The following is a 25,345-nucleotide window of genomic DNA, read 5'->3' on the forward strand; positions in this document are numbered from 1 at the left end:
TGGTCAGGAGTCCACCATGCCCGCGCCGTCCACCGCACCTGTCCTTGTCGTCGGAGGGGGCCTGGCGGCCGCCAGGGCCGTGGAAGCCGTGCGGGAACAGGACGACGACGTCGACGTCGTCGTCGTCACCTCCGAGGGGCACCGCCCCTACGAGCGTCCGCCGCTGTCGAAGGCCTACCTGCGCGGCCAGGCGGAGCCCGACGTGATCTACCCGCTCAGGGCCGGCTGGTGGGACGACCATGCCATCGACCTGCGCACGCTCACCACGGTCGTGGACCTCGCCCCCGGCGACCACGAGGTCACGTTCGCCGACGGCTCCACGCTCGGCTACTCCCGGCTGCTGCTCGCGACCGGCTCCACGCCCCGGGCGCTCCAGGTGCCGGGCCGCAGCCTCATCGGCGTGCACACCCTGCGGACGGTCGACGACGCCGACCTCCTCGCCGGCATCCTCCTGCCCGCGTCGCTCGAGGGTGAGGGCAAGGTCGTCGTCGTCGGGGACGGCTGGATCGGCACCGAGGTCGCGGCGTCCGCGCGGATGCTCGGCCTGGACGTGTGCCTCGTCGGCCAGACCGAGCACCCGTTGGAGCCGACGCTCGGGCCGGAGCTCGGCTCCCTGTACGGGCGGCTGCACGAGGATCGGGGCGTCGCCCGGCACCGTGGTGACGTCGTCGAGTTCACCGGGGAGTCGGGCCGGGTCAAGGGCGTCGAGCTGGCCGACGGCACGCACCTGGAGGCCGACCTCGTGGTGATGGGCGTGGGCGTGACGCCCAACGTCGGCATCGCGTCGGCCGCGGGGATCGAGATGCGTTCCCGCGACCTCGGCGGCGGCATCGCGGTGGACGGCACGCTGCGCACGTCCGCCCCCGACGTCTTCGCCGCCGGCGACATCGCGTCCGTCCCGTCGCCGCACTACGGCCGCCCGCTGCGTGTGGAGCACTGGGCCGTGGCGCAGGACACGGGCACGCACGCCGGCCGCGCGATGCTCGGCGACGACGCCACCTATGACGTCCTGCCCTACTTCTTCAGCGACCAGTACGACGTCGGGATGGAGTACAAGGGCTTCGTCGACCTGCGCGCCGGGGGCGCCGACCTGGTGGTCAGCGGGTCGACGGACGACCGGGAGCTCGTCGCGTTCTGGCTCCGCGACGGCGAGGTGCAGGCCGGCATGGCCGTCAACGTGTGGGACCGCATGGACGACGTGGAGGAGCTGATCCGCTCCCGCCGCCAGGTGCCGCGCGCCGAGCTCGAGGCGTTCACGGGCTGACCGTCGCGAGCGGGCCGACGGCGGGGCGGCCGAGGGCGCGCACGCGCCAGCCCGCGGCCGCCCACCGATCGGCGTCGAGCGCGTTCCGGCCGTCCACGACGACGCGCCGCGCGGGCGCCAGCAGCGCCGGGTCGAGGGCGCGGAACTCCTCCCACTCGGTGAGGTGCAGCACCAGGTCGGCGCCGGTGACGGCGTCCTCCACGGTGTCCGCGTAGCCGAGCGTGGGGAACATGCGTGCCGCGGTGGCGTTCGCGCGCGGGTCGTGCACCCGCACGTGCGCGCCCTGCAGCTGCAGCTGGGCGGCGACGTTGAGGGCCGGCGAGTCGCGCACGTCGTCGGTGCCGGGCTTGAACGCCGCGCCCAGCACGGCGATGCGACGCCCGAGCACGCTGCCGCCGCACTCCTGGACCGCCAGCGCGACGGTGCGCGACCGGCGCCGCATGTTGATGGCGTCCACCTCGCGCAGGAAGGTCAGCGCCTCGTCGACGCCGAGCTCGCCGGCGCGCGCCATGAGCGCGCGGATGTCCTTGGGCAGGCAGCCGCCGCCGAACCCGAGCCCGGCGCTGAGGAACTGGTGGCCGATGCGCGCGTCGTGCCCGATCGCGTCGGTGAGCGCGACGACGTCGCCGCCGGCCGCGTCGCACAGCTCGGCGATCGCGTTGGCGAACGAGATCTTCGTGGCGAGGAACGCGTTCGCGGCCACCTTGACCAGCTCGGACGTGGCCAGGTCGGTGACGAGGAACGGCACGCCCGCATCGACGACCGGTGCGTACAGCTCGCGCAGCGCCTTCTCGTGCCGCGGGTCGGTGACGCCGACGACGACCCGGTCGGGGCGCAGCGTGTCGTCGACGGCGCGGCCCTCCCGCAGGAACTCCGGGTTCCAGGCGACGCCCACCTCCACGCCCGCGGGGGCGAGCTCGTCGGCGAGCTGCTGCAGCCCGGCGGCGGTGCCGACGGGGACGGTCGACTTGCCGACGAGCAGGGCGTCGCCGCGCAGGTGCGGCACCAGCGCGGCCACGGCGGCCTCCACGTGGCTCGTGTCGGCAGCCATCGAGTCCCGGCGTTGCGGCGTCCCGACACACACGAAGTGCAGGTCGCCGAACGCCGCCGCCTCCGCGGGGTCGGTCGTGAACCGCAGCCGGCCGGAGGCGGTGTGCCGCTCGACCAGCTCCGCGAGCCCCGGCTCGTAGAACGGCAGCCGCCCCGCCGCGAGGTCGGCGATCTTGGCCGGGTCGGAGTCCAGGCCCAGGACGTCGTAGCCCAGCTCTGCCAGGCACGCGGCGTGCGTGGCACCCAGGTAGCCGGTGCCGACGACGGTGACGCGGATGGGCTCCGGCGCGTCGTGCGTCGTGACGTCGGGCGGGGTCGTGTCGTGGCGGTGCGTCATCGGTCCTCCAGGTGGGTGAGCAGGGTGGGGTCGTCGAACGTCGGAAGCCGGTCCAGGCCGGCCAGGAGCGCGCCGGGGACGTCCCGGGGCGCGGGTCGGAAGGCGTACACCGCGGCCAGCCGGGCGCGCGCGGCGACGGCCCAGGCGCGCAGCGCGTCCGGGCCCGGACCGTCGGGCACGATGCCGTCGCGGTCGGGCCCGGTGCCGTAGCCGTCGATGACGGCGCGGGCCACGCGGGCGGCGCGCGCCGGCGGGCACACGCCCTGGTGGACGCGGAGCTCGAGGTGCACGAGCAGGTTCGCCAGGTCGAGCGCGGGGTGCGCGACGGCCGCGAGGTCCAGGTCGAGCAGGCCCACGCGCACGCCGTCGCCGCCGTAGCCGTCGACCAGCAGCTGCTTGTCGTGCAGGTCCCGGTGGGTGAGCACCGGGCGGCGGACGGGGGCGCCCTCGAGCGCATCGCGCACCCGCCGGACGACGGCGTCGGCGTCCGCCGTCGTCGTCGCCCCGTGGGCGACGGCCAGCCCCCAGAAGCGGGCCACGACCGCGGTCTCCGCCGCGGCGTCGTGCTGCGTGACACGGGCCGGAGCGGGTGCGTCCTGCAGCCGTCGCAGCCCGCGCCCCACGGCCCGGCCCGCCGCGTCGAGCACACCCGCGGGCGTGCTCGCGTCCCTCAGCAGCACGTGCAGGGTGCGGCCGGGCAGGGCGGTGGTCGTGACCCACCCCTCCCCCCGTCCGACGACGACCGGGGTGGCGAACGCCGCGGGCGGGACGACGACGTCGCCGGGCTCGCGGCCCGGTCGGGTCACCTTGGTGTAGGTGCCGGCGGGGTCGCGCACGACGCCCCGGCGCCCGGCACGGTGCGCGACGAGCACAGCGCCCCGCCGCACCCGGTCGGCCAGGCCCGGGAGGCGAGGGTCCGCCCCGCCGGGCTGCAGGACGAGGCCGCCGCCCGCGGTCGGCACCGCCCCCGGCCGCACGGCGTGCCCGGCGCCGCCGGTGCGGGCGCCGGCACGGCGGTCGGCCCGGGCGGCCGGCGCGGCGTCCCAGCGCCCGGCCAGGACGGCACCGTCGCGGGCGGCGCCGACCACGAGCAGCCGGTCGGCCGACCGTGGCAGGACGGCGCGCAGCACGTGCCCCTGCGCCGCGAACGCGTCGGCCAGGGCCGCGGCGACGGGCGCCGTGCGGATGCGGGGGGCCGGCACGGCGGCGGGCGCGGCGGCGGGTCGCCACGGTCGAGACGTCGTCGGTCCGCCGCTCCGCGACACACCGCGACGGACCGCGGTGCGGCGAGATCCGCCGCTCCGCCCGGCACCCGCGAGCGCGTCGCCCAGCGCGCCGCCCCAGCCGTCGGCGACCTCGTCGGCCAGGACCGCGAGCGCGCGGGACGTCCCGGCCCAACCTGCCTCCAGGCGCCGGAACGGCTCGGTGGCCCGGCGCCGCAGGTGCTCCGCGACGGCAGCGCGCAGCTCCGGCACGTCGACGGCGTCGCCGTGCTCCGCGTACCCGTCGAGGACCGCCGCGAGCCGCACCGCAGCGGCCTCGGGGTCGTCGTGCGCCCGCACGAGCGCCGCCGCGAACGACCCGAGGTCGTCCGCCGGCCGGCCCCAGCGGGCGGCGTCGCCGTCGACGAGCCAGAGCTCGCCGTCCATCGCCCGCACCACCTGGTCCAGCGAGAGGTCGCCGTGCACGGGGACGGTGCCGGACGGGCGCACTGGTGCGGCGTCCCCGACGAGCGGCGCCCCGTGCAGGGCGGCGGCCAGCGCGCCCACCTCGCGGAACGCGGCGTCGTCGAGCGCGTCGTCGTCGTCGAGCCGGTCGAGCGGGTCTCCCGGCACCCAGTCCGTGACGAGCACCCCGCGGTCGGCGTCGACGGCCCGCAGTCGCGGCGCCCGCACGGGGGACGTGCCCGTGCCTCCGTCCGAGACCGCGCCCAGCAGCGCGTACCCCGCGGCGGCGCGCGCCACGGCGGCGGGCCGCACCAGCCGCACCACCACCTCGCCGTCCGGCCCGGCGGCGTGCACGACCGCGCGCCGCTCGGGGTTGTGGCGCAGCAGCCGCCACCGGGCCCCAGGGGCGTCCGTTCCGCCGACCGTGGCCGCCGCGACGGCGGCCACGTCCCGAGCCGCGGGGAGCTGCCGATCGGCGGTCCAGTCCGTGACGACCAGCCCGGCGTCGCGGTCGAGGAGCAGCACCTCGTGCGGCCGTCGCGGGTCGAGCCCCTTGTCCAGCTTGCTCCGGGCCCCGTCGGCGTACCCGCGCACCAGCAGGTCGCGCGACGTGCCGGGCGCGCCGTCGGGCCCCCGCGGCGTCCACCGGCACGACAGGACGACGCTGGTGCCCGGCTTGTGCCGCAGGTACGGGCGCGAGACCTCTCCCGGCGTGCCGGTGGTGGCGGCGAGGAGAGCCGTCAGCCGCTCGAGGTCGAGGACGTCCGCCAGCGCGGGGATCGCGGGGTCGCCCGCGGCGACGTCCCGCACGGTCGTGGGCGCGGCCGCGCCGGGTCGGGCACGGTCGAACGCCAGGTCAGGCGCCACGGGACGCCACCTCCTTCGGGTCTCCGGCGTCGCCGACGAGCGGGACGGGCGGCAGGTCGGCGCCGTCGCCGAGCACGACCTCGGGCGGGCCGGACGCGACGACGCGGCCGCCGTCGAGCCGCACCACCCGCTCGCAGCCGCGGGCGGCGTCCAGGTCGTGCGTGATCACGAACGTGGTGCGACCGCGCGTGAGGCGGCCGAGCGCGTCGACGACCTCGTGCTCGGTCTGCTCGTCCAGGCCCGTGAGCGCCTCGTCGAGCACGACCACGGGGGCGTCGAGCATCGCGGCGCGCGCGATGGCGACGCGCTGCCGCTGGCCGCCCGACAGCGTGCCGCCCCGCTCCCCCACGACGGTGTCGTAGCCGTCGGGCAGGGCGGTGACGAAGTCGTGCGCCCCGGCGACGCGGGCGGCGCGCTCCACCTGCGCGTCGGTGGCGTCGGGCACGGCCGCGGTGATGTTCTCGCGGACGGTGCCGTGGAACAGCACGCTCTCCTGCAGCACCACGGCGACCGACCGGCGCACGCTCTCCAGCGTGAGGTTGCGCAGGTCGTGGCCGTCGAGCCGCACCGCGCCCTCGTCCGGGTCCCGCAGGCGCGAGATCAGGGAGACCAGGCTCGACTTGCCGGCCCCCGACGCCCCCACGACGGCGACCCGCTCGCCCGGCCGCACGGTCAGGTCGAGGCCCCGCAGCACCGGGTGGCCCGGCACGTAGGAGAACCACACGCCCTCGAACCGCACGTCGCCCCTCGCCCGGCCGATCGGCCGCGCCCAGCTCGCGTCGGTCACCTCGGGCCGGCTCTCCAGCACCTCGACGACGCGCTCCCCCGACGCGCCGGCCTGCGCGATGCGGCCGGTGTACTTGGCGATGTCGCGCATCGGCTTGAACGCGGCCTTGAGGTAGGTGAGGAACACGGTGAGCTCGCCCGGGGTCAGCGCGCCGTCGAGCACGCGCTGCGCGCCGACGAACAGCACGACGGCGGTGGCGACGCCCACGAGGACGTCCGTGGAACGCTCGAGCCCGGCGGACAGGCGCTTGGCGCGCACGCCCTCGCGCAGCGACGACGAGTTGGAGCGCTCGAAGCGCCCGCCCATCCGGTCCTCGAGCGCGTACGCCTGGACGACCTTCACGGCGCCGAGCGTCTCCGTGGCGAGCGACGCGAGCTGGCCCTCGGCCTTGCGCTGGTCGCGCGAGACGTGGCGGATGCGGCGTGACAGCCGCGAGCTGGTGAGCAGGAAGACGGGCAGCACCACCACCATGACCAGCGCCAGCAGCGGGTCGAGCACCGCGACCACGACCACCATGCCGACGAGCGTCACGACGTTGCCGATCATCGGCAGCATCGCGGTCACCGACACCTCCTTGAGGCGGGTGACGTCGCTGGTGAGCCGCGTGACGAGGTCGCCGGTCGTCGACCCGTCGTGGAACCGCAGGGACAGGCGCTGCAGGTGCTCGAAGACGTCGGCGCGCACCCCCGTGAGCACGCGGTTGCCCGCCAGCGAGAAGCACACCGTCGACGCGTACGCCGCGGCCGCGCGCAGCAGCACGATCACGAGCAGCGAGCCCGCGGCGAGCAGGATCACCGCGGGCAGGTTCGCCGGCACGGGGCCGGCCGCCGTCGAGCCCGTGGCCGCGACGATGCCGTCCACCACGTACTTCAGCGGCCACGGCTCCAGCAGCCGCATGCCCACCTCGGCGAGCATCGCCAGGCTGCCCAGCACGAACAGCCGGCGCTCGGGCCGCACGTGGTGTCGCAGGTGCGGCCAGAAGCGGCGGAACGAGCGGCCCGCGTCCCGCATCGAGCGGGGCTTGTACCGGTTCGCGGCGCCGACGCCCCCGGCGCCGGCTCGGGTGTCAGCCACGGCGGCCTCCCCCGGTGGCAGGGCCGGTCGCGACCCGGTCCGTGGCCTCGACGGGCTCGGCCGACGGCACCGCCTCGACCAGCGGGACGCCCGCGAAGCCCAGCGCGCGCCGTACGACGACGGACCAGTCGTGCCGCTCCACGGCGACGGCGCGGGCCCTGGCGCCGAGCGCGGCGCGGCGGTCCGGGTCGTGCGCGAGGCCGACGAGGGCGTCGGCGAGCGCGGCCGCGTCGCCGGGCGGGACGAGCACGCCCGCGCCACCGTGCTCGAGGGCGTCCGGCAGCTCCCCGACGGCGCTGGCGACGACGGGCAGCCCCGCGGCGAGGTACTCGTAGACCTTCAGCGGCGAGAAGTAGAAGTGCTCCAGCGGCGGGTACGGGGCGACGGCGACGTCCGCGCGGTGCAGCAACGCCGGCACCTCCGACGGCGCGACGGCACCCGCGTGCTCCACGGCGTCCGCCGTCCCGAGGGCGTCCGCCCTCGCGAGCACCGCCTCCCGCTCGGGGCCGTCGCCGACCAGCAGCAGCCGCGCGTCGGGCACGCGGGCACGCAGCCCGGCGAACGCATCGACCAGCACGTCCAGCCCGTGCCACGGCTTGAGGGTGCCGACGAAGAGCACGGTGAACGCCGTCGCGCCCTGCCGGGCTCTTCGCGCGGACGTATCCCTCCCGAAGTGGAGGGCGCCCTGGCGCCCGTGAACGCGTCCGCGCGAAGAGTCCGGCAGGGCGCGGCGGCCCCCGACCCCCTCCGGTACCGGGGTGATCCGGGTGGTGTCCACCCCGTTGGCCAGCACGTGCACCTTCTGCGGGTGTGCCCCGGCGCGCTCGGCCGCCCAGGCCGCGACCGGACCACTCACGGCGACGACCGCGGTCGCCGCACCGATCGCCGCACGGGCGCAGCGCTCCGCGCCGGCCTCGTCGACCAGCTCGCGGTGGGTGCGCTGCTCGGCGACGAGGGGCGCGTTCACCTCGAGCACGCTCGGCACGTCCGCCTCGCGCGCCCACGCCGTGGCGGCGGACCCCCAGAGGGAGTAGCGCTCGTAGACGAGGTCGAAGCTCTCGCCGGCGGCGATCCCCGAGAGGATCCCGCCCACCTGTGCATCGGCCTCCCGCAACGCGACCTCGCGCGCCGCCGTCGAGCCGGTGGGCGCCACAAGGATGCGGTGCACGACGACGTCCGCGAGGTCGTCGGGGGTGTCGGCGCCGGGTCGGGTGGTGACGACGTGCACCTCGGCGCCCGCGCGCACCAGCTCGCGCAGCACCGCCTGCACGTGCACGGACGACCCCTTGCGCCCGAACACCGGGACGCCCGGGTCGGAGCTCACGTACGCGACCCTCATGCCGCCCTCCCCTCCGCGGCGGGGGCCGCCGCGCTCTCCAGCACGTCCAGCAGCCGCCGGGAGGTGCCGACGACGTCGAACTCCGCCTCGATCAGGGCGCGGGCACCGTCGGCGAGCCGCGCCGCGTCCTGCTCGTCGTCGAGCAGCGCCCCGACCGCGGCGGCGAGGGCGGGGACGTCGCCGGGCGGCACGAGCCGGCCGGTCGCGCCGTCGCGCACCGCCTCGGGGATCCCGGTCACGGGCGTGGAGACCACGGGCGTGCCGAGGGCCATGGCCTCCAGCAGCACGGTGGGCAGGCCGTCGCGGTTGCCGTCGGCGCCGAGCACGCACGGGGCGGCGAAGACGGCGGCCCGCGCCACGACGTCGCGCACCCGGTCCTGCGGCAGCGGGCCGTGGAACGTCACGCGCTCCGCGCCGTCCCGCAGGAGGCCCAGCGCGGCGGCGCGCCCGCGCAGGTCGGCCTCCTGCGGCCCGGACCCGACGAGGTCGAGATGCACGTCGCGGCCGTCCGCCACGAGGAGGGCGAGCGCGTCGAGCAGGTCGCCGAAGCCCTTCTTCTCCACGAGGCGCCCGACCGCGCACACCCGCCCGGGCAGCCGCGGCGCCGCAGCGCGGGCGTACTCGTCGAGGTCGAGGCCGTTGTACACGCGCACGACGGCGTCCGCGTCGGGGCCGTACGTGTCGTGCAGGTAGCGCAGGTTGTGGTCGCTCACGGTGACGACGGCGCGCGCGTCGGCGAGCTTGACCCGCAGGTCGGCGGGGTCCACCGACTCGTGGAAGATGTCCTTCGCGTGCGCGGTGAACGTGAACCCGATGCCGAGCACGGCCGCGGCGAGGCGCGCGACCGTCGTCGCGACGGACCCGAAGTGCGCGTGCAGGTGCGTCAGTCCGGCGTCGTGCGCAGCCGTGGCCACCCACAGCGCCTGCACGGCGTCCTCCGGGTCGGCGGCGAGCAGATCCGCGAGCGTCGCGGCGGGCAGCGCCCGCAGGTCCAGCCGCTCGTGCGCGGACGCGAGCGCCGACCAGGCGTCCGCCGTCCGCGTGGCCCGCGGCACGTACCGCACCGGTGCGGCGACGTCCGCGAGGGCCGCGTGGAACCGGGTGTCGACCGGCGCGCGCAGGGAGAAGATCTCGATCTCCACGCCGCGGCGCTCCAGACCACGGACCTCGTTGACGATGAACGTCTCCGAGAAGCGCGGGTACATCTTGGTCACGTAGCCGACGCGCGGGCATGCGCTTGTCGAGCTCGTCGTCAGGGTGATGTCAGGCCGTGGCACGGTGCTCCTCCTCCTGCTGGACCCGCGACGGGGTCGGGACGGTCGTGGTCTCGCGGGCGACGGCCACGAGCCGGTCGACGAGGGCCGGGACGCGGGACAGCCCGTCCAGGTCGACGTCGGCCTCGGCGCGGCGGAGCACGCCGCCGCCCGCGGCGGTGCGGGCGAGCCAGGCGCCGACCCGCTCGGGGGTGATCGTGCCGACGAGGACGTCGAGCAGCCCCAGGTCGGCGAGCCGGCAGGCCCGGACGAGCTGCTCGGCGCGCGGGTGGGTGCGCGGCACGACGAGGCCGGGGCGACCGGACGCCAGCAGCTCGCACACGGAGTTGTAGCCGCCCATGGTCACGACGGCCGCGGCACCCTCGACGAGGGGGACGACGTCGCGCACGAAGGCGTGCACCTCGAGGTCGTCGCGGCGGGCGGCCAGGTCGTGCAGCTGGTCACGCGTCGCCTCGGGCAGGTACGGCCCGGTGACGAGCACGCCCCGGTGACCGGCGGGCAGCGTCGCGGCGGCGAATGCCTCCGCGAGCGCCGCGCCGTCCTGGCCGCCGCCGACCAGGCAGAGGACGTAGGGCTCAGCAGGGTCGGTCCGCGGGGCCGGGGCCGCCGTGGTGCGACCGCGACCGAGGTACCCCGTGAACACGGTGCGGGCGGCGACGTGGCCGGGCAGCGCGTACTCGGTGAGCGGGTCGTAGACGTGCGCGTCGCCGTACACCCAGACCTCGTCGAAGAACTGCTCGATCACGGACGTGCTGCGCTGCTCACGCCACTCGCGGACGGCGACCTCCGGGGTGTCGAGCACGTCGCGCAGGCCCAGCACGCACGCGGTGCCGCCCTGGGCACGCAACCGCCGCAGCGCGGGCAGCAGCTCGCCGCCGACACCGAGCGGCACCTTGTCCACCACCAGCACGTCGGGCCGGAAGGCCGCGAGCGCCCCGTCGAGCACGCCCGCGCGGACGTGGACGACGTCCTCCAGCGTGCCGCTCCAGGTGCGCGGGCCGTACCCGTGCTCGGGGTGCTTGCCGACGCGAGGCAGCGTCACGACCTCCGTGCGCTCCGGCAGGGGCAGGCTCGTCGCCTCCCGGGCCCCGGAGAGGAGGAGGACGTCGGTGTCCGGGTCGGCCTCCACCACCGCGCGCGCCAGGAGCGACGTCCGGCGCACATGGCCGAGACCCTGCGTGTCGTGGGAGTAGAACGCGACCCGGCGCGGGGCCGGACGATCGGGTTCGACTGCTGATATCTGTCGCACCCTGGCAACCCTGCGGAGGTTGCCTGAGTCACGGATGAGGCGACCATGAGGGGGTTCTCATCCGGAAGGGCGCAGCATCTGCACAGAGCACGCCCAGGTCCGCCGCTCGCCCCCTCCGCGCGTCTGGCACGCTCCCGTCGTGACCCGACGACGCGCGTTCGCGCTGGTGGCCGCACTGACCGTGGCGGCGGCGCTCACGGCTCTCGTCGTCCTCTGGCGCCCGTGGGACCCCGTCCCGGACGAGCTGCGGGCGGCCGTCCGGCAGGCCTCCGACGTCCCCGGCGTCGTCTCCGCGGAGGTGACGGGCTACGAGGTGACGCTGCGCGACGCGAAGGACGGCGACGTCGCGCGCGCGAGCGTCGGCGTCGAGCTCGACGACGGTCTCGTCCCCGAGGCCGCGAGCGCAGCCGCCGCCCAGGCGGACGACGCTCTCGCGGCGGCGCAGGTCGACGGGGTGCGCACGCTGTCCCGCACCACGACGGTCCACGCCGGCGCCCCGCGGACCGTGCACGGCGTCGAGGTGTACCCCCTGACGGCCTCGGTGACCGAGGACGGTGACGCGACCGCCGTCGCCGACGCCTTCGTGCTGTGGCGGGCGGGCGCGACGCGGGTCAGCGGCCCCAGCGCCGACGCGCCCGACAGGGACGGGCTCGTCCGGCTCGCGCAGACCGCCGCCGAGCAGGAGATCGCCGCGTCGCTGCGCACGGCCGACGGCACCGTGCAGTACGACACGTCCGGGCGGGTGCCCGACGCGCCGGTGGCGCAGCTCGCGGTCGAGGCGGCAGCCCGGCCGGGCGTCGCGTCCGTGTCCGTGGGTGCGCAGGTCCCGGAGGGCGTGGTCGTGTCCGGCGGCGTGGTCCTGGCCCTCCAGGTCCACCTGGCCGTGCCCTCGACGTCGCCCGAGACGGACGCCCTGACCCGCTGGCTGGACGACCCCCGGCGGACGGCCGACGACGTGCCCCTCGCCTACACCCTGTGGGAGCCCGGCTACGCCACGAGCCTCGCCGGCTGGGTGGCGGGGTCCGAGCCGCCCGCGCCGCAGGAGCACACCGTGCCCCTGCCGGCCGACGTCGCACCCTGGCCCGACGACGACGCCCCCGCGTGCACGGGCGACGACCTGCGCCTGTCGCTCGGCACGCCGGACGCCGCGGCCGGCAGCCGGTACCTGGCCGTGCAGGCCGAGAACGTGTCCGGGGGGCCGTGCGCGCTCGAGGGGGTGCCCGGGCTCGAGTTCCGGAACGCGGACGGCGAGGCGCAGCCCGACGTGACCCTCGAGCCGTCGGCACCCGGCGTCGTGCCGGGCCGCGTCGTCGTGCCCGCCGGCGAGCGGTCGCTGGCCACCGTGCAGTGGCGGGCCATGTCGACCACGAACGACCCGGACGTCACGACCACCGTCGCCGTCGTCCCGGTCCCCGGCGCGGACCCCGTGCCGCTGACACCGACGTCCCCGGACACCGGCGACACCGCCGGGCTGGACGTGCTCGACGGCGCCGAGGTGCGCGTCGGCCCGTGGGTGCAGAGGGCCGAGGGCTGGTCGTGAGGGCGGCCCGCACCGTCAGCTCGCGCAGAGCCCCTCGACCTGGTGCTGGAACTCGGCGGAGTCGCTGTCGAGCCCGCTGATCCAGAGGCTCCGGTCGAAGTCGATCGTCGTGTCTCGCGCGATCCCGAGCGACCGGATCCGCACCGGCGCCTGGCTCACGCCGACGCGGCCGTCCGCCCCGGCAAGGACGTCGTCCAGCGGCGAGACGATCCACAGCGCGGCCTCGCTCCCGGGCGGGATGACGACCCGCTCCGCGGTCTCCGCCTCGGGCGGCGGCCCGTCGGACGGGTCGTGGAACGTGAAGCCGTCCTCGGGCCCGACGACGCGACGGTCGAACCGGAAGGCCTCCGGCCGCAGGCTCGTCACCTCGACCGGCCACCGGGAGTCGCTGCGGACCGTCAGCATGGCGACGACCTCCTCGTCCCGGGCGAAGAGCGCCCAGAAGTCGTCGTCGGGGAACGCGCACTCGTCCGGGTGGCCCGTGCTTCCCGACTGGAACGAGCCCGACTGCACCTCGGCGCTCGCCGACAACCCCCACCACCCGGCAAGGGCGGCGGCCAGGAGGACCAGGACCCCGGCGATCAGCACGCTCGAGCGTCGAACCCGCCACTCCCCAGGACGCCCGTCGTCGCGCACGCGGCGAGCATAGGCCCCCAGCACGCCGTGAGCGTCCCTGTCGGTCAGGGTTCCGCGGGTGATTCCCGACCGACGGAGACGCTCGCGCGCGCTGCCGACCGTCAGCCGAAGGTGAACGTGTAGACCGAGACGCCCTGCGGCACCTCGAGCTCCACGGTGCCGTCCGTCGGACCGTCCCCGCGCAGCACGTCGTACAGGGTCGGGTTCCCGCTGACGTCGACCTCGTGCTCCTCGCGCACGCCGCCGTCGGGGGCGAGCACCCGCGCGGTCACGGTGCCCTCTCCCCCGAGCACCGCGAAGACGTCGGTCGACCGGTACGCCAGCCGCACCGTGGCGTCGTCGGAGGCCGCCGTCGCCCCCTGGAAGTCGGCGTCCCAGACCCCGCCGAGCGAGAACGTGTCCCGCGGCTGCCGCCCCGGGTGCGCGTACGCCTCCCGGCCCGACCCGTACTCCGGGGTGCCGGAGTAGTTGAACACCTTGTTCAGCGCGAGGTAGGTCTCGGGCGTCGTCTCCCCGCCCGGCGTCGTGTCGACGACGTCCGTGGGAGGCGGGAGCTCGACGGCGGGGTCGGCGGCGCGCAGCAGGTCGCGGACGTGCTGCTCGGTGACGTCGTAGCCGCCCTCGCCGTGCTTGATGTACCGGACGGTCCCCTCCGCGTCGATCAGGTACTCGGCCGGCCAGTAGCGGTTCCGGTACGTCGTCCACGTGGAGTAGGAGTTGTCCTGCGCGATCGGGTAGTCCACACCGAGGTCGCGCGCCCCGGCGACGACGTTGCGGGTCTCCCGCTCGAACGCGAACTCCGGCGTGTGCACGCCGATCACCTCGAGCCCGGCGTCCTCGTACGCGTCGTACCAGGCCGTGACGTGCGGGAGGGCGCGCTGGCAGTTGATGCAGGAGTACGTCCAGAAGTCGATCAGCACGACCTTGCCGCGCAGGTCAGCGAGGTCCAGGGCGCTGCCGTCCGGGGTGTTGAGCCACCGGGTGATGCCGGTGAGCGGCGGAGCGGTGCCGCAGTCGGCCAGCTCGGTCGACCCGTTGGCGCAGTTCGACAGCTCCCGGTTGGCGTCGGTGACGATCCCGCCCAGGTCGAGCGCGTCCTGCACCGACGCGTTCTCGTCGACCTGCTGCTGCAGCGCGCCCGTGTAGTCGGGCAGGGCTCGCTGCAGCTGCTGGGGCAGGTTCAGCGCCAGCGCCGCCGCGAGCAGGATGACGACGACGCCCCCGGTCACGCGGATCCCGCGCTGGTGGCGCCTGAAGGCCGCGACCCGCTCGGCGACCCGGCGGCCCGCGAGCGCGAAGACGAGCAGCGGGACGGCCGCCCCGACGGCGAACGACACCGTGAGGACGACCGTCCCCGGCCCGATCTCGCCCGTCGCGCCGGCGACGGTGATCGCCGCCAGGACGGGCCCCGCGCACGGCACGTAGAGCACCCCGAGCCCCAGGCCCAGCAGGAACGCGCCCCTGTCCCGGCCCTTGGTCCGGCGGGAGCCGAGCGAGGCCAGCCGGAGGAACGGCCGCTCCAGCACCTCCTCGAACCGCGGCACGACCATGCCGACGCCGAGGGCCGCGAGCAGCACGATCCCGACCCAGCGCAGCAGGTCCTGCGGCAGCCCCAGCGCGCCCAGGACGAGCGAGCCCAGCAACGTCATGACGCTGAAGCTCAGCACCAGCCCGGCGATCACGAGGTAGGGGCGCCACGACCGCGCGCGGCGGCCGGCGGGACGGTCCGCCAGGTCGACGGCGGCTCCCCCGGCCACCGGCGCGACGCCCTTCTCGACCTGCCCGCCCGCACCCGTGCGCACCGCCGTCGGCCCGTCGAACCGCAGCACCGGGTCGCGCGCGCCCTGCACCCCGCCGGCGAAGAAGATCACCGGCAGCATGGGCAGGATGCACGGCGAGATGCCGGTGATGAGGCCACCGAGCAGGCCGATCAGGACCAGAGTCTCCATGCCCGTCGTTCGGAACGGAGAGCCCGCCGGATGGGATCTCGCCCGACACCCATCCGGTGGGGCGCCCACTCCGAACCCTGGTCGAGCGCCCCGGGACCGGAGGGGCGACGACGCAAGGAGAGAGACCGATGAACGTCCGCACCCGCACCCGCACCGCCGCCGCCGGCTTCGCCACCCTGGCCCTGCTGGGGCTCGCCGCCTGTTCGTCCGACTCCGGTTCCGACGCCGGGTCCTCCTCCGAGGAGACGATGACGGAGGAGTCGCCCATGGCGACCGACGAGCCGTCGGACGACATGAGCGACGACATGTCCGCCGACCCGGCCGCGAACCTCGTCGGCCCGGGCTGCGAGGACTACGCCGAGCAGGTGCCCGACGGCGCCGGCTCCATCACCGGCATGTCGACCGACCCTGTCGCCGTGGCCGCCTCGAACAACCCGATGCTGACGACCCTCACGCAGGCCGTGAGCGGCGAGCTCAACCCCGACGTCAACCTGGTCGACACGCTCAACGGCGACGAGTTCACCGTCTTCGCCCCGGTCGACGACGCGTTCGGCAAGGTGGACAAGGAGACGCTCGACACCCTCTCCACCGACGCCGACCTGCTGACCACGGTGCTCACGTACCACGTGGTGCCGGGCCAGATCCTGCCGGAGGACATCGCCGGCGAGCACGAGACCGTCCAGGGCGACACCGTCGAGGTGACCGGCGAGGGCGACGAGATGAAGGTCAACGACGCGAACGTCGTCTGCGGTGGCGTCATGACGCAGAACGCGACCGTCTACCTCGTCGACTCGGTGCTGATGCCGCCGATGTGACGACGCACCGGGGAACCGGTCGTCCGCCCACGGAGCTCGTAGGGCCGCCGCACGCAGGGGGTGCGGCGGCCCTCGGCGTGCGCGGATCGGCGTGCGGTGGACGTCGAGACGGGCCGGCGCGCCGGGTCAGGACTCGATCGCCAGCACGGGATCGGTGGTCGGCTGATCCGAGCCGCCCGCCGGCTCCAGCGTCACCGCCACGACGTGCCCGGCGCCGCCCTCGACGAGCGCGCGCGACACGCCGCCGGTCGCCGCCGGCATCAGACCGGCCGACACGGGAGCGTCGTCGGCCACGACCCACAGCTGCCAGTCGTGCCCCTCCCCGGCATCGGGCATCCCCTCCGCGGACACCAGGACGTCGTCGCCCGAGACCAGGGCGGTCGCCTCGCCGCCACCCTCGACCGGCGCCGTGACGAGGCGCGCCTCCGGGTCGGCGAGCATCTGGGCCACGCGGTCCGCCTGCGCCTCCCACCGGACCGCCTCGCGGTGCTCCTGGACGGCGATCGTGGTCGGCACGGCGACCGCGACCACCGCGGCCGCCGCGGCGGCGACCAGCCCCCATCGGCGCCGGCGCGGCCGGTCCGCCGACGGTGCCGGCGCGGGGGCACCCCCGGTCTGCCGGGCAGCCTGCGGAGGTGGCGCGAGCTGCGGCGTGCCGGCCAGGCGGGCCAGCACGGCGTCGCGCATCTGCGCGGGCGGGTCCGCCTCCACCGCGAACGCCGCCACGACGTCCCGGTACTCGTCGAGGGCGCGCCGGGCGTCGGCGTCGGACGCGAGGAGCCGTTCCACCGCCCGGCGCTCGAGGTCGTCGACCGCGTCGAGCGCGTAGGCGGGGAGCAGGTCCCAGGCGTCGCGCGTCATGTCGTCGTCAGCCACGGGCCACCCCCAGGCAGTCGCGCAGGCGGCCGAGGCCGTCCCGGATCCGGCTCTTGACGGTAGGCAGCGCCGCGCCGAGACGCTCCGCGACCTCGCGGTAGGTGCGGCCGCCGTAGTACGCCTCGACCACCGCCTCGCGCTGGGTCGTCGTGAGCGAGTCGAGGCAGCGGCGCACGGCCGCGCCCTCGAGCCGCCGCTCGACGTCCTCGGCGACGACGTCGTGGGCGGGGCCTCCGGTCGAGGCGTCGAGGTCGCGCTGGTCCCGGTCCCGCCGGGACTGCTCCGCGCGGACGCGGTCCACCGCCCGCCGGCGGGCGAGCGTCGCGACCCAGGTGCGCGCGGAGGCGCGCGCCGGGTCGAACCGGGCTGCGGTCTGCCACACCTCGACCATCACCTCCTGGGTCACCTCCGCGGCATGGTCCGGGTCCCGGAGCACGCCGAGCGACGTCCCGTACGCGACAGGGGCGAGCGCGTCGTAGACCGGCCCGAAGACCGAGGGGTCCGCGCCGACGCACGCCACGAGGGCCGAGTCGGCGGACCCCGGGGTCGGCATGGCGGGCGGCACCCGGTCAGTCTGCCGTATGGGCCCGGCCGGATCGATCGCCATCGGCTCCTCGCGTGTCCGGTCCCGGACGGTCCGGGACGACAAGGGTTCGACGCGGGAGCCGGTCCGGATGGGCGCGGCGCGTGTGCCGCCCGTCACTCCCCGCGAACGATGGAGTCCATCGTCTTCCGGCGGCGGGAGAACGACCAGGTGCATCGCTCGAGCGCGCACCGCGGTCGGGCGCACCGGCGCCTGTGGATGACGGCGCAGTTCCCTCCCGTCCGTCTGGTGGGCTCGGACGGTGCCCCGGCTGCCCCCTCCCGTCCCCGCGGGGCTGCTGCATGCCGCCGCACGACAAGAGGGGCTCGTGTCGGCGAGCCAGTGCCGGGAGCACGGCGTCACCCCCGCGCAGGTCGCGATCCACGTCCGGCGGAAGGACTGGGAGAGGGTGGCCCGCGCCGTCTACGACACGGGTCAGCTGTCGACGGGCCGTCATCCTCTCGACCACCGGCGGCGCCGCGCCGCCGTCCTCGGACTGCTCGCCCACCCTGGCGCGGTCGCCACCGGGACGTGCGCCCTCGTGCTGCACGGCGTCCAGGGGGCACCGCAGGTCGTGCGGCCGGAAGTCACGTTCCCCGACGGGACGTCGAGGAGGGACAACCCACCCGTCCGACTGAGACGGACCCCCCTCGAGCGGTGGGTCGACGTCGACGGGCTCGCGTGCGCGACCGTCCCGGACGCGCTCGCCCAGGCGGTGCCCGGACTCGACCGCCGTCATGCCGTCGCGCTCATGGACTCGGCGCTCCACCGGCGCGACCTCGGCCTCGACGAGCTCTCCGAGGCCCACGACCGGGCCCGCACGCACCGTGGCGTCGATCGCACTCACGACTGGTGGGCCGAGGCCGACGGCCGGTCCGAGTCGCCGGCCGAGACCTGGGCGCGCCTGTCGTGCACCGCCGTCGGCTTCCCGCCCGACACGCTGCAGCTCGCGGTGGCCGGCCGCGACGGCCGAGCGTTCGCCCGCGTCGACCTGGCGTGGCGCCTGCCCGACGGCGCTGCCCTGCTGGTCGAGGTCGACGGCAGGGACGTGCACTCGACCCCCACCGCGGTCTACGGCGACAGGGACCGGCAGAACCGGATCGTCACCCGCCGCACGGTCGTCCGCCGGTTCACCGGGCGCGACGCGTGGCTCGGTCGTGTCGGGCTCGAGGTGGCCGACCTGCTCCGCGCCGCCGGCTGGCGGCCGAACCCGCTGCCGCCCGGCGCCGTCTTCCGGTTGGCTTGACGAGCGTCGTACTTCGTCGCCTTCCGGAGCCGGGAGGACGACGAAGTACGACGCTCGCGGGCTTCAGGCCTCGCGGCGGGCGCGGACGGCGGCGGCGAGGGTGCCGAGGAGGTCGGCCGTGGTGTCCCAGTCGAGGCACTTGTCGGTGACGGACTGCCCGTAGACGAGCCCGTCGAGCGGGCCGGGCTTCTGCGCCCCGGCGACGAGGAAGCTCTCCATCATCAGCCCGGTGACGTCCCGGTCGCCGTCGGCCAGGCGCGCGGCGAGCTCGCGCACCACCTCGGCCTGGCGCACATGGTCCTTGCCGGAGTTGCCGTGCGACGCGTCCACCACGACGCCCGCCTCCACGGCCCCGCCGAGCCCGGACGTGCGCGCCACCGCCAGGGCGTCCGCCACGTCCTTCTCGGAGTAGTTCGGGCCACCACGCCCGCCGCGCAGGATGACGTGGCAGTCCGGGTTGCCGGTCGTCTCGACGGCGGCCGCGCGCCCCTCGGCGTCCGCCCCGAAGAAGGTGTGCTCGCTCGCCGCGGTGATGCAGCCGTCGACCGCGATCTGGATGTCGCCGTCGGTCGCGTTCTTGAAGCCCACGGGCATGGACAGGCCGGACGCGAGCTGCCGGTGCACCTGCGACTCCGCGTTGCGCGCGCCGATCGCGCCCCAGGTCACGGCGTCGGCGATGTACTGCGGGCTGGTGGGCTCGAGGAACTCGCACGCGGCGGGCACGCCCGCGTCGAGCACGCCCAGCAGCACCTCGCGGGCCAGGCGGAGCCCGTGGTGCACGTCGTGCGAGCCGTCCAGGTGCGGGTCGTTGATGAGACCCTTCCAGCCCACCGTGGTGCGCGGCTTCTCGAAGTACACCCGCATCACGACGACCAGGTCGTCCGACAGCTCCCGCGCGACCGGGGCCAGGCGGCGGGCGTAGTCGAGCGCGGCCGCCGGGTCGTGCACCGAGCAGGGGCCGACGATGACGAGCAGGCGGTCGTCCTCGCCGCGCAAGACGTCGCGCACCTCGCGGCGGGAGGTCGTGACGAGGTCGCTGCGCGGGGTGCCGAGCGGCAGCTCGGCCCGCATCGCGCCGGGGGCGGGCAACGGGTCGAGCGCACGGACGCGCAGGTCGGAGGTCTCTGCCATCAGGTCAGTATGCGGCCGGGCGGGTTCGGACGGCGCGGTACGGGGGGTGGCGGCGGTGGTCATCGGTGGCTCCTGGAGGGTGTCGGCGGCGGGGCGGTCGGGTGGAGGCTCGGCGTCGTCGTCGAACCGTGGTCCATGCCCGACCGGAGCGGCCCGTCTGACGACGAAGGGCCCGGACGCATGCAGCGTCCCAGGCCCTGTGCTGGCTCCGGAGTGGGTGTCGGTCAGGCGTCAGCCCGCCGAGCTCCTACCGGAGCCGGCGTAAAGCGCCAATACCAACGGATGTTCACGGCCACGACGGTACGTCCCGCTCCCCGCATCCGTCCACTCCCGTCCAGCATCCGGTCCGGCGGCATCGGGCGGACCCTCGTAGTGTCGACGCATGCCCGTCCCCGGCTTCGTCGCCGCCCTGCGCTCCCACGTCGGCCACGACCTGCTGTGGCTGCCGGGTGTGTCCGCCGTCGTGCTCGACGACGACGGCCGCCTGCTGCTCGGCCGCCGCGCCGACAACGGCTTGTGGGCGGTGGTGTCCGGCATCCTCGAACCGGGCGAGGACCCCGCCGTCGGGCTGGCGCGCGAGGTGCTCGAGGAGACGGGCGTCGACGTCGTCGTCGACGCGCTCGTGGCCGTGACCGTCACCTCGCCCGTCGAGTACCCGAACGGGGACCGGTCGCAGTACCTCGACCTGTGCTTCCTGTGCCGGGCCGCGAGCCCGGAGTCCGCCGCGAGGGCGCACGTCGCCGACGACGAGTCCACCGACGTCGCGTGGTTCGCGCCCGACGACGTGCCGCCCGACCTGGCGCCGTCCTCGGCCGAGCGCGTCGGCCACGCCCTCGGCTGGCTGGCCGCCGGCTCCGGCTCCCCGTTCTTCGTGCGCTGACCGCCCCGAGAGGAGAACGCCCGTGCCGACCCCCGCCACGCCCTCCACCCCCGAGGAGCTGTTCGCCCACTCCCCCGCGGGCCTGGCGGTCTGCCGGGCGTTCGCGGACCTCGTCGCCGAGGTCACGGGGGACGACGTCGAGACGCGCACCACGAAGACGCAGGTCGCGTTCCGCCGTCGCCGCGGGTTCGCGTTCGTCTGGCCCCCGTGGGCGGGCCTGCGCGACCACGTCGACGTGCCCGCCGTCGTCTCGTTCGTCCTCGACCGGGAGGACCGCTCCCCCCGCGTGAAGCAGGTCGCGCACCCGACGTCGAGCGCGTGGACGCACCACGTCGAGGTGCACGACCCGGACGAGCTGGACGACCAGGTCGCCGCCTGGGTGCGGGAGGCGTACGACGCCGCGGGCTGAGCCGCGCCTCCCGGCACCCGGCGCGTCGCCTGTTCGTCGCGCGGGTGAAACCTGGAAGTGGTTATGTGTGCCCCGCCACAGTTTGCCCGGACGCACCGACGCGCACCGGGCACGACGGTGCCCGGCCACGAGGGCCGGGTCGCTCCGACACCCCTGGAGGAAAAACCGTGAGAGCACGCACTACCAGCGCGTTCGGCGTAGCGGGAGCACTGTTGACCGCTGCCGTCCTCGCGCCCGGCATCGCCGCCTCGGCGTCCTCGGCGCCCGCGGCCGACGCCCCACCGAACGACCCCGCGGCGCACGTCAAGGAGGACCTGCGCCCGGACCCGCTGGCTGAGAAGCGCACCGCGCTGAAGCAGGAGGCCGTCGACCGCGTCGCCATGGGCGACGCGCAGGTCACGACCCGGGGCACCGGCGACAACACGTCGAAGTCCGTCAAGGTCGGCAAGAACCAGTGGGTCGAGTACGAGACCGAGCAGACGGCGCAGCTGCTGACGTTCCTGGTCGAGTTCGGCGACGAGCCGGACACCCGCTACCCCGACGCGCCCGACGGGCCGGTGCACAACGAGATCCCGGAGCCCACGCGCAGCGACAACTCCACGTACTGGGAGGAGGACTTCTCCCAGCGGCACTTCGAGGAGATGTTCTTCACCGGGCTGGAGGACCAGAACGGCGAGTCGTTCGCCGGCGTCTACGACGAGATGTCCTCCGGCAGGTTCGACCTGCAGGGCGACGTGTCCGACTGGGTGACGGTGCCCCACAACGGGGCGAGCTACGGCTCCAACGCGAAGGACCCGGAGACGGGCGAGGACCTGGGCGAGTCCCAGAAGGACATGACGCGGTTCATCCAGGACTCCGCCGACGCCTGGTACGCGGACCAGGTCGCCCAGGGCAAGACGGCGGAGGAGATCACCGAGTACCTGCAGTCGTTCGACGTCTGGGACCGCTACGACCTGGACGGCGACGGCGTCTTCGACGAGGCCGACGGCTACATCGACCACTTCCAGGCGATCCACGCCGGCGAGGGCGAGGAGGCCGGCGCGCCGGAGTCGGCCATCTGGTCGCACCGGTGGGCGGTCAACCAGGCCGGCGAGGGCACCGACGGCCCCGCCGGCTTCCCGAAGGTGGGCGGCATCAAGATCGGCGACTCCGACCTCTGGATCCGGGACTACACCACGGAGCCGGAGAACGGCGGCCTCGGCGTCTTCGCGCACGAGTTCGGCCACGACCTCGGCCTGCCCGACTACTACGACACCGCGGGCGGAGAGAACGGCACCGGGTTCTGGAACCTCATGAGCTCCGGCTCCTGGCTGGGTCACGGCGACGGGACCATCGGCACCACGCCGAACCACATGGGCGCCACGGAGAAGATGTTCCTGGGCTGGCTCGACTACGAGACCGTCGAGCCGGGCGAGCGGGCCACGGTCAAGCTCGGCCCGTCGTTCCACGCCACCACCAATCCGCAGGCCGTGGTGGTCAACCTGCCGGACGGCGTCAAGGACGTCGACCTCGGTATCGACCCGCAGGACGGCGAGTTCGCGTACTCGGGCACGGGCAACAACCTCAGCTCGACCCTGACCTCCCCGGCGTTCACAGTGCCGGACGGCGCGTCGCTCACCGCGAAGGCCTGGTACGACATCGAGCTCGACTACGACTACGCGTACGCGGAGATCTCCACGGACGGCGGGTCGTCGTGGGCGGTGCTGCCGACCAACCTGTCGGACGCCGACGCGAAGGGCGGCATCTCGGGGACCTCCGACGGCTGGGTCGACCTCACGGCCGACCTGACCGACCACGCCGGCCAGGAGGCCCAGGTCCGGTTCCGCTACGCGAGCGACGGCGGCGTCAACGAGACCGGCTTCGTCGTCGACGACGTCGCCGTGGGTGACGTCCTCACGGAGGACTTCGCCGACGGCTTCGAGGGCTGGACCAACGACGGCTTCAGCCTCATCGGGGCGGACGGCACGTACGAGGTCGAGTTCTCGCACTACTACGTGGCCGAGAACCGGCAGTACGCCGGCTACGACGCGACCCTGAAGACCGGGCCGTACAACTTCGGCTGGACCGCCACGAAGCCGAACACCGTGGAGCACTACCCGTACCAGGACGGCCTGCTGGTCTGGTACGCGAACAGCTTCTACGGCGACAACAACACGTCCAGGCACCCGGGCGGCGGTCAGGCCCTGCCGGTGGACGCGAACGCGCAGGCGCTGCGGTGGTCGGACGGCACGCTCGCCCGCAACCGCATCCAGGCGTTCGACGCGACGTTCGGCCTCGGCAAGTCCGACGCGTTCACCCTGCACCGGGAGACGGCGGCGGGCATGACGACGCTGCGGACGTGGAAGGAGAAGGCGGAGAACGTCTTCAACGACAAGGACCCGTACGCGTACTACGACGAGTCCAACCCGGGCGGGTCGGTCGTCGTCGGCGGCACGGGCACGAAGATCGCCGTGAAGGCCGTGAACGGCAAGAACGGCGTGATGACGGTGGACGTCACCACGCCCCGCACGAAGGGCTGACCACCCTCCGCCGGGGAGCCTGTCGGAACCACCGCTGGTCGAGCCTGTCGAAACCCGGTTTCGACAGGCTCGACCGGCGTCCGGGGTCAGCGGGTGTAGCGGTCCACGAAGTTCCGCAGGATGCGCATCGGCGCGGTGACCCGGTGCTCGCGGGACCGGGCGACGATGCGGTCGCCCTCCTCGGGCGGGAAGTACCCGTACGTCCGGTACACCTCGACCCGCAGCTCGATGCCGGCCAGGTCCAGCTCCGGGTGGAACTGCGTGGCGTACAGGTTCCGGCGCACGCGGAACATCTGCACCGGCGCGTCGGCGGAGCGGGCGAGCAGGGTGGCCGACGGCGGCAGCTCGCGCACGGCCTCCTTGTGGCCCAGGTACGCCGTGAACCGGGCCGGGACCCCGGCCAGCAGCGGGTCGGCGAGGCCCTCGGGGGTCAGCTCGATCTCGGCCGGCCCGACCGGCTCGGAGTACGTGCGGTCGACCACGCCGCCCTGGTGGGTGCCGAGCGTGCCGACGCCGTAGCAGGCGCCGAGGAACGGGAAGTCGCGGTCCACCAGGTCGTCGAGCAGGGCCGCCATCTCCCGCTCCACGCGGTGCTGGACGGCGGACTTCTCGTCCTCGGGGTCGCTGGAGTTGAACGGCCCGCCGCCGACGATCACCCCGGACAGCTCGTCCGGGTCGACGCGCGGCAGCGGCTCGCGCTCGAGGCGCACGCGCCGCAGGGACGTGGCGGCCAGCCCGGAGTAGCGCAGCACGGCGTCGTACTCGCCGTCGGCCGCGACGTCCTCCGCGCGGGTACCGAGGAAGAGGAACGGCCTCACGGCTGCAGGGTAGACGCGCCTTCGGCGGCCCGCCGGTCGTCCGCCACGACGGGGCGGCGAGCCCAGTACGACGCGAGCACCGAGCCCGAGACGTTGTGCCACACCGAGAACAGCGCGGCGGGCAGCGCGGCGGCCGGGCTGAAGTACGTGGTGGCGAGGCTGGCCGCCAGGCCGGAGTTCTGCATCCCCACCTCGACGCTCACCGCGCGGCGTGCGGGCTCGTCGAACCGGACGGCGGCGGCCGCGCCGTACCCGAGCAGCAGCCCGGCGCAGTTGTGCACGATGACGGCGAGGGCGACCAGCAGGCCGGTGCTCAGGACGGCGTCGGCGTTCGCCCCGACGATCCCGGCCACGACCACGACGATCCCGAGCACGGACACCAGGGGCAGGTACGGCAGCATGTAGCGCTCGACGAGCCGCCCTGCGAACGTGCGCACCAGGAGCCCGGCGATCACGGGGAACAGCACCACCTGGGCGATCGAGGTCACGAGGGAGCCGTAGGTGACGTCCAGGTCGGTGCCCGCCAGCCACAGCACGAGGGCGGGGGTGAGCAAGGGCGCCAGGAGGGTCGAGACCGTCGTGAGCGCGACGGACAGGGCGGTGTCGCCCTTGGCGAGGTAGACGATGACGTTCGACGCCGTGCCGCCGGGCGCGGCGCCGACGAGGATCATCCCGATCATCGCCTCGCCCTCGAGCCCGAACAGGTGCCCGATCGCCCACGCCAGAGCGGGCATGATCGTGTACTGGGCGACGACCCCGATGACGACGGCCCCGGGGCGCTTGGCGACGAGCGCGAAGTCCTGACCCGTCAGGGTCAGCCCCATGCCGAACATGATGATGCCCAGCAGCAGCGGGACGTGCGCCGCCAGCGGCGCGAACGTGTCCGGCGCGACGAGCCCGGCGACCGCTCCGAGCAGGACGAGCACGGCGAACCACTGACCCACGAGCTCTGCAACTCTGCGCATGGGCAGGGACCCTACCCCCGCGCGCCCGGGGTTGAGCCCGTCGAACCCCCACGCCGGCGGTTGAGCCTGT

Annotated in this window: 20 protein-coding genes; 7 read left to right on the forward strand and 13 right to left on the reverse strand. The window is 75.1% G+C overall.

Annotated features, from left to right (window positions below):
• The first annotated feature begins 16 nt into the window (after nucleotides 1–16).
• Complete coding sequence (locus B5Y66_RS03575; protein ID WP_079571029.1) at nucleotides 17–1,264, forward strand: NAD(P)/FAD-dependent oxidoreductase; 1,248 nt, start codon at nucleotides 17–19, stop codon at nucleotides 1,262–1,264.
• Here the strand turns inward: B5Y66_RS03575 and B5Y66_RS03580 are convergent.
• Genes B5Y66_RS03580 through B5Y66_RS03605 form a run of 6 tightly spaced genes read right to left on the reverse strand, consistent with a single transcriptional unit; the run spans nucleotide 1,254 to nucleotide 10,821 of the window.
• On the reverse strand, nucleotides 1,254–2,651 hold the full coding sequence (locus B5Y66_RS03580) for a UDP-glucose dehydrogenase family protein (RefSeq protein ID WP_176168764.1): 1,398 nt from the start codon (nucleotides 2,649–2,651) through the stop codon (nucleotides 1,254–1,256). The two genes, B5Y66_RS03575 and B5Y66_RS03580, sit on opposite strands and share 11 nt — an antisense overlap.
• Entirely contained in the window at nucleotides 2,648–5,185 is a 2,538-nt protein-coding gene (locus B5Y66_RS03585) for a phosphotransferase (protein WP_079571033.1), read from the reverse strand. Before B5Y66_RS03585 ends, B5Y66_RS03580 begins: the two co-directional genes overlap by 4 nt.
• The gene (locus B5Y66_RS03590) at nucleotides 5,175–7,046 is read right to left on the reverse strand and encodes an ABC transporter ATP-binding protein (RefSeq protein WP_245806897.1); all 1,872 of its coding nucleotides are present in this window, start codon (nucleotides 7,044–7,046) and stop codon (nucleotides 5,175–5,177) included. The genes B5Y66_RS03585 and B5Y66_RS03590 overlap by 11 nt, the downstream gene beginning before the upstream one ends.
• Nucleotides 7,039–8,385, reverse strand: coding sequence for a glycosyltransferase family 4 protein (locus B5Y66_RS03595; protein WP_079571036.1), 1,347 nt, complete (start codon nucleotides 8,383–8,385; stop codon nucleotides 7,039–7,041). The genes B5Y66_RS03590 and B5Y66_RS03595 overlap by 8 nt, the downstream gene beginning before the upstream one ends.
• Nucleotides 8,382–9,662 carry a glycosyltransferase gene (locus tag B5Y66_RS03600; protein WP_217700708.1) on the reverse strand — a complete coding sequence of 427 codons (1,281 nt, stop codon included), beginning with the start codon at nucleotides 9,660–9,662 and terminating at the stop codon, nucleotides 8,382–8,384. Before B5Y66_RS03600 ends, B5Y66_RS03595 begins: the two co-directional genes overlap by 4 nt.
• Complete coding sequence (locus tag B5Y66_RS03605; protein WP_079571041.1) at nucleotides 9,649–10,821, reverse strand: glycosyltransferase family protein; 1,173 nt, start codon at nucleotides 10,819–10,821, stop codon at nucleotides 9,649–9,651. The genes B5Y66_RS03600 and B5Y66_RS03605 overlap by 14 nt, the downstream gene beginning before the upstream one ends.
• Before the next feature lie 226 nt (nucleotides 10,822–11,047).
• Between B5Y66_RS03605 and B5Y66_RS03610 the strand changes: the two genes are divergently transcribed.
• Entirely contained in the window at nucleotides 11,048–12,448 is a 1,401-nt protein-coding gene (locus B5Y66_RS03610; RefSeq protein ID WP_139820694.1) for a DUF4232 domain-containing protein, read from the forward strand.
• A gap of 15 nt (nucleotides 12,449–12,463) precedes the next feature.
• On the opposite strand, the gene B5Y66_RS03615 is transcribed toward B5Y66_RS03610, so the two are convergent.
• Together B5Y66_RS03615 and B5Y66_RS03620 are read right to left on the reverse strand one after the other, a co-directional pair.
• Complete coding sequence (locus B5Y66_RS03615) at nucleotides 12,464–13,084, reverse strand: hypothetical protein (protein ID WP_139820695.1); 621 nt, start codon at nucleotides 13,082–13,084, stop codon at nucleotides 12,464–12,466.
• Nucleotides 13,085–13,185: 101 nt separating this feature from the next.
• Nucleotides 13,186–15,033 (reverse strand): cytochrome c biogenesis protein DipZ, encoded by a 1,848-nt coding sequence (locus B5Y66_RS03620; RefSeq protein WP_079571051.1) that lies wholly within the window; start codon nucleotides 15,031–15,033, stop codon nucleotides 13,186–13,188.
• A 128-nt stretch (nucleotides 15,034–15,161) separates the two neighbouring features.
• On the opposite strand from B5Y66_RS03620, the gene B5Y66_RS03625 reads away from it, so the two are divergent.
• Complete coding sequence (locus tag B5Y66_RS03625) at nucleotides 15,162–15,848, forward strand: fasciclin domain-containing protein (protein ID WP_079571053.1); 687 nt, start codon at nucleotides 15,162–15,164, stop codon at nucleotides 15,846–15,848.
• A 126-nt stretch (nucleotides 15,849–15,974) separates the two neighbouring features.
• Here B5Y66_RS03625 and B5Y66_RS03630 read toward each other — a convergent pair whose 3' ends face one another.
• Together B5Y66_RS03630 and B5Y66_RS03635 are read right to left on the reverse strand one after the other, a co-directional pair.
• On the reverse strand, nucleotides 15,975–16,724 hold the full coding sequence (locus B5Y66_RS03630; RefSeq protein WP_139820696.1) for an anti-sigma factor: 750 nt from the start codon (nucleotides 16,722–16,724) through the stop codon (nucleotides 15,975–15,977).
• The gene (locus B5Y66_RS03635) at nucleotides 16,717–17,289 is read right to left on the reverse strand and encodes a sigma-70 family RNA polymerase sigma factor (RefSeq protein WP_245806898.1); all 573 of its coding nucleotides are present in this window, start codon (nucleotides 17,287–17,289) and stop codon (nucleotides 16,717–16,719) included. Before B5Y66_RS03635 ends, B5Y66_RS03630 begins: the two co-directional genes overlap by 8 nt.
• Before the next feature lie 280 nt (nucleotides 17,290–17,569).
• Here B5Y66_RS03635 and B5Y66_RS03640 point away from each other — a divergent pair, with 280 nt between their 5' ends.
• The gene (locus B5Y66_RS03640) at nucleotides 17,570–18,553 is read left to right on the forward strand and encodes a type IV toxin-antitoxin system AbiEi family antitoxin domain-containing protein (RefSeq protein ID WP_139820698.1); all 984 of its coding nucleotides are present in this window, start codon (nucleotides 17,570–17,572) and stop codon (nucleotides 18,551–18,553) included.
• A gap of 63 nt (nucleotides 18,554–18,616) precedes the next feature.
• On the opposite strand, the gene B5Y66_RS03645 is transcribed toward B5Y66_RS03640, so the two are convergent.
• Nucleotides 18,617–19,684 (reverse strand): 3-deoxy-7-phosphoheptulonate synthase, encoded by a 1,068-nt coding sequence (locus B5Y66_RS03645; RefSeq protein WP_245806899.1) that lies wholly within the window; start codon nucleotides 19,682–19,684, stop codon nucleotides 18,617–18,619.
• Nucleotides 19,685–20,066: 382 nt separating this feature from the next.
• Between B5Y66_RS03645 and B5Y66_RS03650 the strand changes: the two genes are divergently transcribed.
• The 3 genes from B5Y66_RS03650 (at nucleotide 20,067) to B5Y66_RS03660 (ending at nucleotide 23,492) form a co-directional block, all read left to right on the forward strand.
• Nucleotides 20,067–20,564 carry an NUDIX hydrolase gene (locus B5Y66_RS03650; protein WP_079571063.1) on the forward strand — a complete coding sequence of 166 codons (498 nt, stop codon included), beginning with the start codon at nucleotides 20,067–20,069 and terminating at the stop codon, nucleotides 20,562–20,564.
• Between the two features lie 22 nt (nucleotides 20,565–20,586).
• Complete coding sequence (locus B5Y66_RS03655; RefSeq protein WP_079571065.1) at nucleotides 20,587–20,973, forward strand: DUF5655 domain-containing protein; 387 nt, start codon at nucleotides 20,587–20,589, stop codon at nucleotides 20,971–20,973.
• Between the two features lie 212 nt (nucleotides 20,974–21,185).
• Nucleotides 21,186–23,492 carry an immune inhibitor A domain-containing protein gene (locus B5Y66_RS03660; RefSeq protein WP_245806900.1) on the forward strand — a complete coding sequence of 769 codons (2,307 nt, stop codon included), beginning with the start codon at nucleotides 21,186–21,188 and terminating at the stop codon, nucleotides 23,490–23,492.
• A gap of 86 nt (nucleotides 23,493–23,578) precedes the next feature.
• Here the strand turns inward: B5Y66_RS03660 and B5Y66_RS03665 are convergent, their stop codons facing one another.
• Together B5Y66_RS03665 and B5Y66_RS03670 are read right to left on the reverse strand one after the other, a co-directional pair.
• Nucleotides 23,579–24,310, reverse strand: a complete 732-nt coding sequence (locus B5Y66_RS03665) for a glutamine amidotransferase (RefSeq protein ID WP_079571072.1) — start codon at nucleotides 24,308–24,310, stop codon at nucleotides 23,579–23,581.
• Complete coding sequence (locus B5Y66_RS03670) at nucleotides 24,307–25,275, reverse strand: bile acid:sodium symporter family protein (RefSeq protein ID WP_079571074.1); 969 nt, start codon at nucleotides 25,273–25,275, stop codon at nucleotides 24,307–24,309. Before B5Y66_RS03670 ends, B5Y66_RS03665 begins: the two co-directional genes overlap by 4 nt.
• Nucleotides 25,276–25,345: the final 70 nt, after the last annotated feature.

It is taken from the genome of Krasilnikoviella flava, assembly GCF_900167525.1.
Taxonomy (GTDB): domain Bacteria; phylum Actinomycetota; class Actinomycetes; order Actinomycetales; family Cellulomonadaceae; genus Isoptericola; species Isoptericola flavus.

Excerpts from the sequence above, each read along its gene's own strand:
- B5Y66_RS03575 (WP_079571029.1), top strand. The coding sequence starts at position 17 with ATGCCCGCGCCGTCCACCGCACCTGTCCTTGTCGTCGGAGGGGGCCTG.
- B5Y66_RS03580 (WP_176168764.1), bottom strand. The coding sequence starts at position 2,651 with ATGACGCACCGCCACGACACGACCCCGCCCGACGTCACGACGCACGAC.
- B5Y66_RS03595 (WP_079571036.1), bottom strand. The coding sequence starts at position 8,385 with ATGAGGGTCGCGTACGTGAGCTCCGACCCGGGCGTCCCGGTGTTCGGG.
- B5Y66_RS03620 (WP_079571051.1), bottom strand. The coding sequence starts at position 15,033 with ATGGAGACTCTGGTCCTGATCGGCCTGCTCGGTGGCCTCATCACCGGC.
- B5Y66_RS03625 (WP_079571053.1), top strand. The coding sequence starts at position 15,162 with ATGAACGTCCGCACCCGCACCCGCACCGCCGCCGCCGGCTTCGCCACC.
- B5Y66_RS03645 (WP_245806899.1), bottom strand. The coding sequence starts at position 19,684 with ATGGCAGAGACCTCCGACCTGCGCGTCCGTGCGCTCGACCCGTTGCCC.
- B5Y66_RS03650 (WP_079571063.1), top strand. The coding sequence starts at position 20,067 with ATGCCCGTCCCCGGCTTCGTCGCCGCCCTGCGCTCCCACGTCGGCCAC.
- B5Y66_RS03670 (WP_079571074.1), bottom strand. The coding sequence starts at position 25,275 with ATGCGCAGAGTTGCAGAGCTCGTGGGTCAGTGGTTCGCCGTGCTCGTC.